This window comes from Pseudoalteromonas sp. QJM3NY_22 (genome assembly GCF_056173065.1).
On the sequence record NZ_CM149655.1, the window covers coordinates 3,055,900 to 3,069,286 of the forward strand.

The 13,387-nt window shown below is 38.3% G+C and carries 13 protein-coding genes and 2 pseudogenes; 7 read left to right on the forward strand and 8 right to left on the reverse strand.

Annotated elements, in window-relative coordinates; translation table 11 throughout:
* Positions 1-22: 22 nt before the first annotated feature.
* Together AC0VZ4_RS13955 and AC0VZ4_RS13960 are read left to right on the forward strand one after the other, a co-directional pair.
* A complete protein-coding gene (locus tag AC0VZ4_RS13955) occupies positions 23-1,186 on the forward strand; it encodes a peptidyl-prolyl cis-trans isomerase (RefSeq protein WP_475439948.1) in 1,164 nt (387 codons plus the stop codon).
* Positions 1,183-1,707, forward strand: coding sequence for a hypothetical protein (locus AC0VZ4_RS13960; RefSeq protein ID WP_475439949.1), 525 nt, complete (start codon positions 1,183-1,185; stop codon positions 1,705-1,707). Before AC0VZ4_RS13955 ends, AC0VZ4_RS13960 begins: the two co-directional genes overlap by 4 nt.
* A 284-nt stretch (positions 1,708-1,991) precedes the next feature.
* Here AC0VZ4_RS13960 and AC0VZ4_RS13965 read toward each other — a convergent pair whose 3' ends face one another.
* Entirely contained in the window at positions 1,992-2,438 is a 447-nt protein-coding gene (locus tag AC0VZ4_RS13965) for an Hsp20 family protein (RefSeq protein ID WP_007378511.1), read from the reverse strand.
* Between the two features lie 289 nt (positions 2,439-2,727).
* On the opposite strand from AC0VZ4_RS13965, the gene tnpC reads away from it, so the two are divergent.
* Positions 2,728-4,167 carry an IS66 family transposase gene (gene tnpC, locus AC0VZ4_RS13970; protein ID WP_475439950.1) on the forward strand — a complete coding sequence of 480 codons (1,440 nt, stop codon included), beginning with the start codon at positions 2,728-2,730 and terminating at the stop codon, positions 4,165-4,167.
* Between the two features lie 47 nt (positions 4,168-4,214).
* On the opposite strand, the gene AC0VZ4_RS13975 is transcribed toward tnpC, so the two are convergent.
* Both AC0VZ4_RS13975 and AC0VZ4_RS13980 read right to left on the reverse strand, forming a co-directional pair.
* Complete coding sequence (locus tag AC0VZ4_RS13975; protein WP_475439610.1) at positions 4,215-4,976, reverse strand: IS5 family transposase; 762 nt, start codon at positions 4,974-4,976, stop codon at positions 4,215-4,217.
* Positions 4,977-5,053: 77 nt separating this feature from the next.
* Complete coding sequence (locus AC0VZ4_RS13980) at positions 5,054-5,440, reverse strand: DUF1643 domain-containing protein (RefSeq protein ID WP_475439951.1); 387 nt, start codon at positions 5,438-5,440, stop codon at positions 5,054-5,056.
* Between the two features lie 171 nt (positions 5,441-5,611).
* Between AC0VZ4_RS13980 and AC0VZ4_RS13985 the strand changes: the two are divergent.
* A pseudogene (locus AC0VZ4_RS13985) lies at positions 5,612-5,746 on the forward strand (IS110 family transposase); the annotation flags it as partial.
* A gap of 28 nt (positions 5,747-5,774) precedes the next feature.
* Here the strand turns inward: AC0VZ4_RS13985 and AC0VZ4_RS13990 are convergent.
* Together AC0VZ4_RS13990 and AC0VZ4_RS13995 are read right to left on the reverse strand one after the other, a co-directional pair.
* On the reverse strand, positions 5,775-6,974 hold the full coding sequence (locus tag AC0VZ4_RS13990) for an SIR2 family protein (RefSeq protein WP_475439952.1): 1,200 nt from the start codon (positions 6,972-6,974) through the stop codon (positions 5,775-5,777).
* Positions 6,975-7,159: 185 nt separating this feature from the next.
* Positions 7,160-8,340, reverse strand: a protein-coding gene (locus AC0VZ4_RS13995; RefSeq protein WP_475439953.1) for an IS3 family transposase whose coding sequence is annotated in 2 segments (ribosomal slippage) — positions 7,160-8,082 and positions 8,082-8,340 — 1,182 coding nt in all. Because the reading frame shifts where the segments join, the coding sequence is not laid out codon by codon here.
* Between the two features lie 47 nt (positions 8,341-8,387).
* On the opposite strand from AC0VZ4_RS13995, the gene AC0VZ4_RS14000 reads away from it, so the two are divergent.
* Positions 8,388-9,152, forward strand: coding sequence for a hypothetical protein (locus tag AC0VZ4_RS14000; protein ID WP_475439954.1), 765 nt, complete (start codon positions 8,388-8,390; stop codon positions 9,150-9,152).
* Between the two features lie 219 nt (positions 9,153-9,371).
* Here the strand turns inward: AC0VZ4_RS14000 and AC0VZ4_RS14005 are convergent, their stop codons facing one another.
* Entirely contained in the window at positions 9,372-10,373 is a 1,002-nt protein-coding gene (locus AC0VZ4_RS14005; RefSeq protein WP_475439955.1) for a TniB family NTP-binding protein, read from the reverse strand.
* A gap of 2 nt (positions 10,374-10,375) precedes the next feature.
* A complete protein-coding gene (locus AC0VZ4_RS14010) occupies positions 10,376-10,726 on the reverse strand; it encodes a hypothetical protein (protein ID WP_475439956.1) in 351 nt (116 codons plus the stop codon).
* A 102-nt stretch (positions 10,727-10,828) separates the two neighbouring features.
* On the opposite strand from AC0VZ4_RS14010, the gene AC0VZ4_RS14015 reads away from it, so the two are divergent.
* On the forward strand, positions 10,829-11,575 hold the full coding sequence (locus tag AC0VZ4_RS14015; RefSeq protein WP_475439957.1) for an IS30 family transposase: 747 nt from the start codon (positions 10,829-10,831) through the stop codon (positions 11,573-11,575).
* A gap of 378 nt (positions 11,576-11,953) precedes the next feature.
* Here AC0VZ4_RS14015 and AC0VZ4_RS14020 read toward each other — a convergent pair whose 3' ends face one another.
* Positions 11,954-12,988 carry an IS110 family RNA-guided transposase gene (locus AC0VZ4_RS14020; RefSeq protein WP_033031807.1) on the reverse strand — a complete coding sequence of 345 codons (1,035 nt, stop codon included), beginning with the start codon at positions 12,986-12,988 and terminating at the stop codon, positions 11,954-11,956.
* Positions 12,989-13,067: 79 nt separating this feature from the next.
* On the opposite strand from AC0VZ4_RS14020, the pseudogene AC0VZ4_RS14025 reads away from it, so the two are divergent.
* Positions 13,068-13,382 (forward strand): annotated as a pseudogene (locus tag AC0VZ4_RS14025) (IS30 family transposase); the annotation flags it as partial.
* Positions 13,383-13,387 lie beyond the last annotated feature (5 nt).

Below are 13,387 nucleotides of genomic sequence, written 5' to 3' on the forward strand. Positions count from 1 at the left end.
TTTAGTCTACCTATGTGTAGTAATGTTTGGGCTGCTTTACAGCAGCCAAGCATTTACGAGTGTTGAAAAGTACACACCCGCTGAAATACAGTTGATGCATCAAATATATCAACAGCAAAATAGTGACATTAGTCTTTCGCAAACACGTTATCGTTTATACGAGAACCAATTTTTACTAAGTGAAGCAAAACGCCTAATGCCCAACAAGGTAGCGCGTTTGTCTGATGTCGGTTTTACCACCGGTTACCATGTAGAGCGCTACCTAAATAACCTTTTTATAAATCAACTACATTTACCACCGAGCATCGAAGCTTCTAATAATGTTAAACATTTTACGGCCAGCTGGCTTACGAACACATTAGGTGAATATCCTGCGAATGGACAATATTCTGAAACGCAAAAAAACACATTAAATTTAGTAAAACTTGAAAATTTTGCGTTTCCTGCAATGTCTGTTTATGACTTCATTAAACCACTTTCTATGCAAATACGGTTTAGATTGCATCAAGGCGATAACCAGTTATTTCATACAGAAATAGCTAAAAAGCATCAATATTTTATAAATTTAGAAAAAGCGACCAACGCGTTTAAAGCAAAAGATATCAACATTGATAATTTAATAAGCATTGCTCAAGGTGACATCTTACGCCCTTCGATTCAAAGCTGGCTTGGCGTAAAAGACATGATGCATGGACAAAGCCCGATACTCGAACAATTAGAAAAACAAGTTTCCGAACAACAAATAAATCAGTATTACCAAAAGAATAAAAGTCGCTTCAAATATTTATACCAAATAACAGCCCAAGGTGCTGAATTTAAAAACAGAAATGACGCGGTTAAATTTAAAAATGAAGTGGCAAAGAGTACTTTCAAAGTTGCTTTAAAAGCGGCTAATATGAATGATATTTATAGTAAATTTAATAATAATATCAATCGAGAGCATAAAAAAGAGTGGGTAGTACAACTTGCATTTACGCAAAATGAGAATGAGCTTTCTGAAGTCATTCGTTCGCCAACGGGATTATGGGTTGTGGTGTTAACTAGTGACTATGAATATAAATGTTTTGCAGCAACGGGCCAAACAGTTCGCTATCAAGCGATTAAGTCTGTGGCGTTACAAAATGCGCATCAGCAATACCAGCAAAAGTGGGCTGCGTGGCACACACAAAATGAGATTAAGTTATGAAAATAAAGCTCCCGGCACTCATTATAATGTCTTTAGGCATCACCCTCATATACTACTTATCTGGCTCCACCGAGCAGAAAAAAATGGTACTAGCGACTAAACAACCAACAGATGAGCGTCCTACAATAAAGCAAACAGTACACACCGTAAAAAAAATTGAAGATGTACATTCTTCAAATATTAAAAAAAGTACCTTGAATGAGCATGCTCAACAGGCAATTACCGAACCGAATTACTTACCCCCACTAAATAAAAGTAAACTAAGCAGTGTTCAATACAAGGGGGATTTAGACGACCATAAAGCCTACGAACAATTTCAACAAGAGAAGCGGCGCGCACTAGAAAGTAGCTTTGTAAGTGCTGTTAATAGCAAAGTAGCAACGCTAGAAAACTTACTTGCTAAAGGGCGTAAACAAGGAATGAAGCAAGAGCAGCTTCAAGAAGCGATTGATAAAATTGCTCTGCTGAAAAAAACACAAAAGCACTTAATTAGCCTGAACTCTGGTCAAGATATTTACTAACGTATTGAATAATAGTGATATTTAAATTTATTTTCTCTAGCAAGAGATTTTCAGTGAAAACAAGGCGAATTTACGCGTCAATAGCTAGCCTATTGCCAGTAAATTCAACGTAGTTAGCGCTGAAAATAGCTGCTTGAGATAGATTTATTATCCAGAGTTCAGGTTAATTAGCCAAGACTAAGAGAACGTTCTAGATTCAAGACCATTTAAAACTCTATTGCATAAAAAAAGCCGTCTCAAGCGAGACGGCTAAACAATCAGGGGAAACTAAGGTTAAACAGGGTTTATTTATCTTCGATTAAATGACCTTGCCCTATCTGAATTTTACGAGGTTTAAGTGCTTCTGGGATTTCACGCTGAAGCTCTATGCTCAATAAGCCGTTAGCTAAATCTGCACCAAGTACTTTTACATGATCGCCAAGCTGAAATTTACGCTCAAAGTTACGCTCCGCTATACCTTGATGAATAAACTTACGTTCATTATTCTCATCTTTATTAGCCTTAGTACCGGCGACTTTCAACGTGTTGTTTTCTGACTCAATGGTCAACTCGTTATCACTAAAACCAGCAACGGCCATAGTAATTCTGTATTTGTCTTTATCAAGCGCTTCAATGTTATAAGGAGGAAAACTTGGCTGCTTGTCTGTACTTGCTGCCGCATCCATAAGTGATGCTAAATGTTCGAAGCCGATAAATGAACGATAAAGTGGTGATAAATCTACTGTACGCATAATAATATCCTCATATTTAAGCGATATTTTGCATGTGCTTTTCTATTGAACAAGCTCAAGCAAAGTATAATTAATACTATAAATTTCAATTGTTTAAGTTTAATTTAGGACCCATCAGGCGTCCTACTTAACTATATATGGACGGTAAAATTGTTTTCAAGTAAATTTATTAAAAAATAAAATAGTAACTATTCACCATGGTAAATTATTTTCAAAGGATCTTTTTTAACTATTGACCGATCCCGCCAGTATGCCAAGCTAGGGCTATGACCTAATAGCCCTAGCTTCAATGAATTTAAACAGCATCAACATCGACGAAATCGTTGAGAAAACCAAAGCTCAATTACAAGAAGGTAAAACTCTCACGCCTGCGCTGAAGATGTCTATTGAACTCATTCTGGTTGTCGTTGTTATGTTAGCAAGTAAATTAGGACTTAACAGTAACAATAGCAGTATCCCGCCATCAAAAGACATCAACCGAAAAAAACAAAACAAAGAGAAATCAGCCAAGTCAGCGGGTGGTCAAAAAGGCCGTGCAGGTAAAACACTAACCCAAACACAGACGCCTGATGAGATCAAAATCATCCTAGTTGAACGTGATTTTTTACCGAAAGGTCACTACCGTGAAATTGGCTTTCAAAAACGACAGGTTGTCGATATAGATATCAGGAAAGTGGTCACTGAATACCAAGCACAAATTCTGGAAAATGAGCAAGGTAAGCGTTTTATTGGTGAATTTCCAGAAGACGTTAACAGTCCTATTCAATATGGGGTTGGTGTAAAAGCCCATGCAGTTTACCTATCCCAATATCAATTACTCCCTTACAACCGCATTGAAGAATATTTTTGTGATCAACTCGGTATTCCAATCAGTGCGGGTAGTTTATTTAACTTTAATGAACAAGCAGCGGCCTTGGTAAAGTCCTCCGGCGCAGAAGCCGCGCTCAAGAAAGCCCTGAAAACGACTTATCAAGCCTTACACGTTGATGAAACGGGGATTAATATAGGTGGTAAACGACGATGGCTTCATGGTGCATCAACGACGTGGTGGACGTATTTTTACCCGCATGAGAAAAGAGGGAAAATAGCGATGGATGACGCCGATATTTTACCTCACTTTACTGGGGTACTATGCCACGACCACTGGAAACCGTATTATCAATATACACAGTGCCAACATGCCTTGTGTAATGCACATCATATCCGAGAGTTAGAAAGGGCATGGGAGCAAGACGGTATGCAATGGGCAAAGGATTTGCAAACCCTACTGACTGAAATCAATAAACATCAAATAGATAACCCCGAGCTAGATGCAGACACAAAAGCTCACTATATAGAGAAATATCAACAAATATTGGCTCAAGGTGACATTAAATGCCCTCCACCGGATAGAAACAGCCGAGTAAAAGGCCAGCGAGGCAGATTGAAACGAACAAAGTCTAGAGCGTTGTTAGAGCGGTTAAGAGGTTATCAAGATGATGTCTTACGGTTCATGACGGAAACGGCGGTGCCTTTTAGCAACAACCAAGGTGAGAATGATATTAGGATGACCAAGGTTCATCAAAAGATATCTGGGTGCTTCAGAAGCATGCAAGGTGCAGAGATGTTTTGTTTAATCAGAAGCTACCTCTCGACTTGCAGAAAACAGCATGTATCAGCAAGCCTAGCCCTTGAATTACTCTTCAAAAATCAGTTACCTGATATATTTATTGAAAATGTGGCTGAATAGTTACAAATAATTTAAGTTAGGGGCTGTTGATCTTTGTAGTATATATATTAATCAGCCCATATTGGTAGCCACATCATAGTGAATGCTAAAGCGAGCATGGAATGATAATTCCGCTCAAGCTTTTCATACCGTGTGGCTATCCCTCTATATTGTTTGATCCGACCAAAGGCATTCTCAACTAAGTGCCTATATTTGTACATGCACCAGTCAATATCTTCATTACCCACTAAACTGTTATCCTTGCGTGGAATAACGGGTGTAGCGCTATTGTCACGAATAAACTCTCTTAGTTTTTCACTATCGTAGCCTTTATCTGCGACAACAACATTACTCGTTGGGCAATTGGCTACAAGTGACTCTGCATGGACGATATCATGCGTATTTCCACAGGATAATTCATAATAAACAGGCAATCCTCCGCTATCTACTGCAAGATGAATTTTAGTCGAATTACCACCTCGACTCTTACCGATTGATTCATTGTCAGCGGTTCTTGCACCGCAACTATGCTGGTGAGCCCTGACAATACTGCCATCAATAAAGATCCAATCCATATCAGCATAGTGGGATAACACTCGAAATAATTCATTCAAAATATCTTTTTTGGACCATAAATTAAATCGTCTATAAATAGCACTCCACGAGCCGAAATAAGACGGTAAATCTCGCCAAGGAATACCGGTACGCATCTTATAGAGTATGCCTTCGAGCGTTTTTCTATGCTCAGGCTTATTATAAATTCGACCACTTAAGTGCATTACTTTTGATAAGACATTCCATGTCGCGTCTGTTAACATTAATCTTGGCATGAGGGTTCGGTGTAACGTTTTTTAGCGAATTCAATTATACCTTATCCTTATGCTGTTTGTTTTTTATACCGCAAAGATCAACACGCCCTAGGCATTAGTTCCAAAATTTGTTTAGAACGCTTTAAAAAAGAACCGTCATTACCCCATGCACCAATAACTAATTGTGCATCATTGGATAATTTTGTAAGCCAAGCGTCATTATTTGAACCAATAGGATCTTTAGCTGATTTCATATCTCGTGGTTCGGTTGCTCTGTATGCAAATAAATTAGACATGCATACACCACCGTAACCCCAAAATTTAGCAAAATTTATACAACGAATTAGTGTTGGATCATCATTATTTTCATCTGCCGTCGATGGATTTAAACCAATAAACATAACTATTGGTTTTGTTGTATCCCATGTTCTCCATAGTGCATATCTGTATTTACGGCATTCAGAAAGTTCAGCAGTATTCTTCATGTCTGGAACCTCTAAGGGTATATAACGAGGCTGTAGAATAACTCCAACAGCAAAATCCAATTAAAAATCGAGTTCCTGTAATTAACGCTAAGCACTTTTAAAGCATTAGTTAATCATCTGGAAACCATAAAACAGGCTTTTTTCTTAAAAAGAGTAATTCTACAGCCTCCATTGGCATTTAAGTGGATACGAATCCTATTTAGATGCTGGAAAACACATACGCCCTAAGATGAATCAACTTACTTAACCGCATTGAAAAGTAAGGGATCATCGCTGTTAAAATTTGCGGTGGAAAGTGAGCTTTAGCGCTTGCTGTCCACCTCAGGGCGTGTTGTTAGTTTTTTATTAACGCTTCAATATCAAAGTCTTCAGAAAAATAATCTTTATAGACTTGAACTTCAGCTTCGGTAAAACCAAATTCATAAATGAATTTCTCTGCTATTTTTTCAGGATTAGGGTCTAATATTTTAATTTTTGGTTTGTTAACTCTTTTCATGAATGACTGTATAAAAAGCTGAGTACTCTTTATATCTGTTTTAGGAAATGAATAGCCAATAAGAATTATCTCATCAGCCTTTTGAATTGCTTCTGATGTTTTAGACCAAAGTGAACCAAACAACTCTCCATATTGATCATATTTCTTTTGTTTAACAGGAGGAATAATCAATGGAATTGTCGGCACGCCATCTCGAGGTGCTTTCCCTTTTTCGAAGTGCGGTTTAGGTTGGCTAACAAATTCAATTTTTTGCCCATCTGGATCATATGCGACCATATCTAAATTTACAGGATAATACCCATAAGAAAAACGTCCATAACCTCCCATAAAGCGTCCTCGGTGGCATGGATAAGGCTCCTCTGTCAACTCATATACATATACGTCTTCGGGTTTCACAAGTCGATTTAGAGTTGTAAAACCATCAAGCATATTTGGATGAATTGTTAACCAATTTGTTGACCCATGAAGTTTTAACAATTGAACCATTTCATTGTTTGATCTGTTAACTGAGTCGTCCCAACCGTTCCTATAAACAGATTTAGGACTGAAGCTATACCCTTGATTCACATTCCAATTTGATGTGTGCTCTAGAGCTCGTTCAATTAATGTATCCCAGTTAAATGTAGCTATCACGTCATTTTTGGAAACTGATTCTACTAGTTTTAAATGAGGCTTTGAAATAGGTCCATTTTGAATCTCATTAATCACAAATGAAAATAAATAAATTAACTCATTATAAGACATTTGGTGAAACATTGATTCATTTTTGTTTCCTGCATCAAGTTCAATTTGTATATCTTCTTCAATAGATGAATGAAAATCTTCTATATCTATACCTTTACGAAGATAAGAATATGGATCAATACCATACTTATTCGTAATATATAAATGAATTTGCCCCTGTAATACCCATAAATTATTTGGTATCTCTAGCTTGTCATATGTTTCAAAAAAATCACAAGCAATTGGCATTCTTATTCCTGTTTTAGAGTCTCCATACGCTTTGGAAGCACCAGCACCTAATATAAAAAGTTTCACTATAAACTCCCAAAAAAACTAACGAGCCTGTAGATTAACTCGTTTTTTATTTATTTTTATTGATAAATAGACCATAGCTGAGTTCCTATTTTGGTTCAATTGATTACTGTATTTTTACGTAACATATAAAAAAGTGTTTGGTGTTGTTTTAATTGGCGTTTTGGACGGGATTACGGGTGTAGTGGTCAACTAATTTTGGCCACAGTTTTAGAATCTTGATATCTAACCTCAGATTCATTTGGTGCTAAACCGGCATTATAATGATGCGGCCTAACATTGTTGTAATATCCATTTATGTAATCACTTACGCTATATTTAGCGTCTATAAAGTTTCCATATCCAATCTTTGGCATCCATTCCGTCTTAAAGCTTCTAAAAAATCGCTCCATTGGCGCATTATCCCAACAATTTCCACGTCTACTCATACTTTGTGTGATTTTATAGCGCCATAAACGTTGGCGATATTTTAAACTTGTATAATGGCTACCTTGGTCTGAATGGAACATCAGTCCTGTCGGTTTTCCTCTGCTTTCATACGCGAGTTCAAGCGCTTTTAGCGTTAAATTAGTATCTGGTGACAACGACATTGCCCAGCCAACCACTTTGCGTGCAAATAAATCAATAACCACGGCTAAATAAGCCCAGCGATTGCCTGTCCAAATATACGTCACATCACCGCACCACACGGTATCCGGCTCAACAACATCAAACTGTCTATCAAGCAGGTTTGGGATTTCAAGGTGTTCTTTACCACCGCGTTTATATGAATGTTGAGGTACTTGGCAGCTCTCAAGCTTTAATTTAACCATTAGCTTAGCTGCACGATAACGGCTCAATTCAAAATCATTGTTCGTTGCTATCGCTGCGATTGTCCGTGCCCCTGCTGAACCACCACTCATCGCATGTATTGCTTTTACTTCAGCCTCTAACCTTACTTGCTCAGGTGTCGGCGTTGTATCCCGTATGGCCCAGTATTTATAGCTGCTACGATGCACATTGAATACACTACATAGCACGCTAATTGGATAACGCTCTCGTTGATTTAATTTCTCAATTAATGAGAATTGTTCAGGGAGTCGGACATCAAGAGAGCGGTAGCCTTTTTTAATATATCCTTTTCTAATTCAATGCGTTGGATTTGCTTTTTAAGCTCACGGATTTCAATTTTTTCGGGCGTCATTGGTGAAGCTAAGGGTGTCTGACCATTACGTTCTTGCTTTAATTGAGTTACCCATTTACTGACGGTTGATTTACCAACACCCATCGCTTTGGCTGCATCTTCTTGCGTATAACCTTGGTCTACTACAAGCTGAGCCGTTTCTAATTTAATTGCCGCTGAATATGTTGCGCGTTTTAATTTCGTCATTTTTTCACCCAAATTTGTATGCTTATTAGCATAACATTTCTTTCTTAATGGGTGGCCAAAATCACTGTACCACTACAAATCGACTAAACCTAAAAGCTAGTACGTTTAAGTATGAAAGCTTGTTCCCACTGTTTCTTTCTTCACCTGTTTCCTTAGTAGAACAAGAAAATGAGTACACTACCTATAAAAACTATGATCTCTATCTTTCAGATAGAATTAGCCTACTTCTTAATATATTTTTTGACACCTCAGACATAAAGACCATCGAGGCGATCACATCATTATTACTTGCAGACAATCTGGCTCTAGATGTTTCCCGTGACTCTAGAAACCTTCCAGAAATACATGCTGAGATATTGGAAATAGAGGATATCAGTAGCCAACAGAAAATAGCGTTACTTACCTTGATTGAGAACAAAATATGCCATTTATTGAGTTTAAACATGGACATAGAGGATCTCGTATCTACTATCGAGTATTTATATGAATTCATGCCCGAGTCTTTCACCAGTAAAGTCCAAGTAACCATTAATGGTTTAATTTCTGATGAAATACTAAACGTAAAAAACGGCAATGCATATCTGGAAGATCTGTACGATGTAGATCTATACCTTGAAAGCTTCAAAAAAATAACTGATATAACAAAATACAGTACAGATGACGTCATCACGCTTTTAGACTCAATGGCCTCAGAAATTGAAGAAGCGGAAAGTACAACTAAGAAGCCATCGGATGTCCAAAACTCAGATCACATGCTCAAAAACTATTCTGACGCTGAAATGAAAAATTTGTTTAATAGTCTTATAAAATAAGGAACTTAATAGCCCCTTGTTTTACTTCCGATTATAAATAAAGCTCATCATGACACTTGTTATATTACGCACATCTGCAATGCTCATTACCATCAGTTCATGCATTGGCGTGTACCGCTACAAGGCATATGTGTAGAACAATTTATTCCTGATATTCTTTATACGAATAATTCGATAATTAAAAAACTATTTACATATACCGTGATTTCATAATTGCCTTCACTTCCTCAACAACTGACTAATAGGCATCCGGTCTGTAAACCTAGTCGCTATAAACGGATCTTCATCTTGGGCGCTTTCAGGTTTGTATAGTGAATAGTACTCGACTTCACTTGCTGCGATTTCTGCGACTGGCAAGGTAAATAAATTTGGAATATTAGGAAAGAGTACATCAAATGCTTTGACTAAATGCTTGGTTGTGAGGGTTTTCGAATGTTCCATTAATGCATAAAGTACGGCATCATCTAAAAAGTATTTGAGCGTTCTAAAGCAGCCTTTTGATAATGAGAACAAAGCAAAAACTGTTGCTTGCTCACTTAAGTTTGGTTTTTCGGTAAATGGCATACGGTTGGCTAAGCCAATTATTAACTGCACAAAATGCTTTGAGTTTTCTGATAATTTAAAATAAGGCAGCTGACGCCTTACTAATAAACGCGATGACCATTGAGGTTCGTCTGCTATTTTTTCTGCCCACGGCATACCTACCAATACAATTGATACACCCGCTTCGTCGTTAATGTATTTTAATCGGTTGGCAATCTCGCGGCGCTTTTTACCTTGGTTATGCTCAATTAGCTCTTGAAACTCATCAATAATTATCAGCTCTGTGCCACACGTTTTTAGGCACTTTATTAATGATGTCGTTAAGCGAGTGCCGTTTATTCGTAGCTTACGCTCTGTGCTGCCTACTTGCCCTAAGTCTTTAAGAAGCTCGGCTAAAGTAGATTCTAGTGTCGGATTGCTAGGTATGCGGCTGACTAATACAGGGTGATTCATCACTCCATTAATAAATTGCGGTAAGTGACGTTCTTTATACTGTTTTATTAGTGCTGTTTTACCTGTGCCTGTATCGCCATTTAACAGCATGCAAGGCTTTTCACCTGTTAGCCCTTTACCAAGTCTTAATCTGTCAAAGTCATTAAATACCGTGCTTATTATTGGGTATTCAATAAATACATCGCGAAATTCATTAAGCTTTTCTTTTTGTTTGTCGGTCAGCATAATTAAAATCCATCTAAGTCTGAAATAAAGTCATCCCAGCTATCTGTTGGTTGCTCTTTAGGTGTAACCTTTTTGTGTTCTACTGGCTCGCTCTGAGCTATTGATTTCTGCGAGTCGCTACTAACATTTTGATGCTTAGCTAATGCTTTACCGCCTTTTACTTTTGAGTGTTTTGGCGCATTTTTTAACTCTTCAAACTCGTTTTGAATTTTATTATGAATAAACATACGCGCTTTTGCTAAGCCTACATTATCGATAGAGCCCGAAATAAAATCGCGATGAATACGTATATTTATTTTATGCTGATTTAAACTTAAATTTTGGGTGTAACCGTTTGGATCTATGCATGGCACTTTTATGTAATGCTCTAGCTTATCGAGGTAAACGTATATATAAGAAATATCATCGGGGTTTAATTCCTAAATTCGGATAATAAGTGCAATTTCTCAGATTAGATGGCCAGCTGTTATAATTCGGCCATTCTCTCGCCAAAGGAAATTGCTTTAATGAAATATAAACAGCTGACACAAGCAGAAAGATACCAGATTTACGCGTTAATAAAAGCAGGAAATAACCAAAAACAGATAGCTGATGAACTCACTCGTTCACCGTCATCTATCTCTAGAGAGTTAAAACGCAATAAAGGGCTTAAAGGCTATCGACCTAACCAAGCCAATAATTTTGCAGAGCAAAGACGCAAGTCATCTTTCAAAGCAAGTAAGTTAACAGATGATGTTACTGACTGGATTAATAAATTGTTGGTTGACGGACTTTCGCCAGAGCAGGTGGCAGGCCGCTTAGCTTTAGAGAAAAAGGTCGTTTTGCATCATGAAACGATTTATCAATATATTTACAGAGACAAGGCTCGTGGTGGTGAACTACATAAGACACTCACTCGTGCATGTAAAAAGTATAAAAAACGCTATGGAAGCTACGATAAACGTGGACAGATAGTTAATCGAGTCAGTATTGATGAACGCCCAAGTATTGTGGATTCAAAGTCTAGGATTGGTGATTGGGAGGGCGATACAGTGATAGGCAAAGGGCGTAAAAATGCCCTTGTTACAATGGTTGAACGTAAAACGTTATATACAGTCGTTCACAGAATTGAAAGCAAGCATGCGAAAATAACAGCCGATGCGCTGATCAAGTGTATGACATATATGGACGCTCCCTTGAAGTCAAGACGAGCTAATGTATAAACATCAAAATTGATGCCTTTATTCTATTATCACGTATCTCATATCACAGTAATGATGCGTCACAAGCTTGCTGAAAAGCAAAGGTACTGACATATATTCGAGCTATGGTGTCATGGTTATCATGCGCCATGCTCCTAATGAGCTTCGTACCAAGGGACCTAAAAAATATTCACCCAAGCGAGATTAAATCTCGTGTCTTTATCTGGTTAACCTTGGTTAGCGTGCGCTTTTTATTTCATTATAAGTGAAGTACATACAGGATAAGTGTATGTTACGACTTAAGTGCCCAAACACCCACTCAGGTTTTAAAACCTATGTCATAACCAGGCTGTCTTAAGTCGTAAACTCGGGTGTGATTGGCGTGTAAAATACGCATAATTAAGCATCCTTCTGTGTATTTTGCACAAACTGAGGTGAGTAGAGAGTTTGCTTGGTCAGCAATATCCACATCAGTCGAGCCAATCTGTGTGCGGTGGCGACCACCACACAATTAAAGTGTTTTTTCTCGCGTAATTGATTTATCCACTGGCTTAGCGCATCTGTTTTATGGTGGCTTCTGGCGATAAGGGCGCGAGCACCGTGAATAAGTTGTTTTCGTAGGTAACTGTTGCCGCGCTTAGTAATACCAGACATTTTACTTTTATCGCCTGACGCATATTGTTTAGGTGTTAATCCTAGCCACACCCCGAGTTCTTTTGCGCTCTTAAATGCCTGACCGTTCCCGATTGATGCTGCATAAGCAGAGGCATTGAGTACACCCACGCCAGGAATGGAGTGAAGTATTTTAGCGTTTGTATCCCGTTCAACGTGTGCAGTAAGCATCGCTTCAATAGCTTTAATGCGTTTAACAAGGGTTTTGTACTCAGTGTAAATATCACTCACCATAATGCGCAGCTGAGGGCGAAGCTCAGAATCACTTTCTAACGCAATTATCCCTTGCTGAAACGCCTTAATACCGACAGGAAATACATACCCAAAATCGACCAATAAACCGCGTAATTGGTTGGTTGCAGCAATCCTGTTTTGCAGAAGTCGCTCACGTATCTTATGGAGCATGAGTATTTCTTGCTGAGCTTCGGTTTTAATAGGAACGAATTTAATATTAGGGCGTAAGCTTGCTTCATAGATAGCAAGGGCATCGTTACTATCATTTTTATTGCCGCGAACAAAGGGGGTAACGTGTTGTGCAGGAATAAGGTCAACGGTATGACCGTAAGACGTAAATACTCTCCCCCAGTAGTGGGAAGAATAACAGGCTTCCATCACCACGCGACACGGTGGGGCATTTGCCATGAAGGCGTTGAGTTTAGGTCTGTTTAAGCGTTTATTGCATTCTCTTTTGTGATGATGATTAAAGCCAGCGACTTGGAATACATTTTTTGCCAAATCAATTGATAATGTGCTAATTTTCATGATGGACGTTCCCTTTAACTGAGTGTGAGTTAACCAGTTTGGCGCATTGACGCCGTTTAGGGGAGCGTCCATCTCATCACCCTATAAAGGTAAGGTTATTACCGTGACTTTAGATAATGGAAAAGAGTTTGCTCACCATGAGCATGTTGCACAAAAATTAGAAGCGGATGTGTATTTCGCTCACCCATATTCATCATGGGAGCGGGGCATAAATGAGAATACCAACGGCTTACTTAGACGCTTCTTCCCCAAGGGAACTGACTTTATGTCGCTAAGTGAAGCAGAAATACAGGCGGCAGTTGATAAGCTCAACCATCGGCCAAGAAAAACAAGAGGGTATAAAACCCCTCATGAGTTATTTACGGGGCAATCAGAAGTTCTGGTGGCTGCATAATGATT

What these genes read in the sequence shown, in the direction of transcription:
- AC0VZ4_RS13955 (WP_475439948.1), top strand. Translation starts at nt 23, where the DNA reads ATGTTTGGGCTGCTTTACAGCAGCCAAGCATTTACGAGTGTTGAAAAG.
- AC0VZ4_RS13960 (WP_475439949.1), top strand. Translation starts at nt 1,183, where the DNA reads ATGAAAATAAAGCTCCCGGCACTCATTATAATGTCTTTAGGCATCACC.
- AC0VZ4_RS13965 (WP_007378511.1), bottom strand. Translation starts at nt 2,438, where the DNA reads ATGCGTACAGTAGATTTATCACCACTTTATCGTTCATTTATCGGCTTC.
- tnpC (WP_475439950.1), top strand. Translation starts at nt 2,728, where the DNA reads ATGAATTTAAACAGCATCAACATCGACGAAATCGTTGAGAAAACCAAA.
- AC0VZ4_RS13975 (WP_475439610.1), bottom strand. Translation starts at nt 4,976, where the DNA reads ATGCCAAGATTAATGTTAACAGACGCGACATGGAATGTCTTATCAAAA.
- AC0VZ4_RS13980 (WP_475439951.1), bottom strand. Translation starts at nt 5,440, where the DNA reads ATGAAGAATACTGCTGAACTTTCTGAATGCCGTAAATACAGATATGCA.
- AC0VZ4_RS14000 (WP_475439954.1), top strand. Translation starts at nt 8,388, where the DNA reads ATGGGTGGCCAAAATCACTGTACCACTACAAATCGACTAAACCTAAAA.
- AC0VZ4_RS14005 (WP_475439955.1), bottom strand. Translation starts at nt 10,373, where the DNA reads ATGCTGACCGACAAACAAAAAGAAAAGCTTAATGAATTTCGCGATGTA.
- AC0VZ4_RS14015 (WP_475439957.1), top strand. Translation starts at nt 10,829, where the DNA reads ATGGCCAGCTGTTATAATTCGGCCATTCTCTCGCCAAAGGAAATTGCT.
- AC0VZ4_RS14020 (WP_033031807.1), bottom strand. Translation starts at nt 12,988, where the DNA reads ATGAAAATTAGCACATTATCAATTGATTTGGCAAAAAATGTATTCCAA.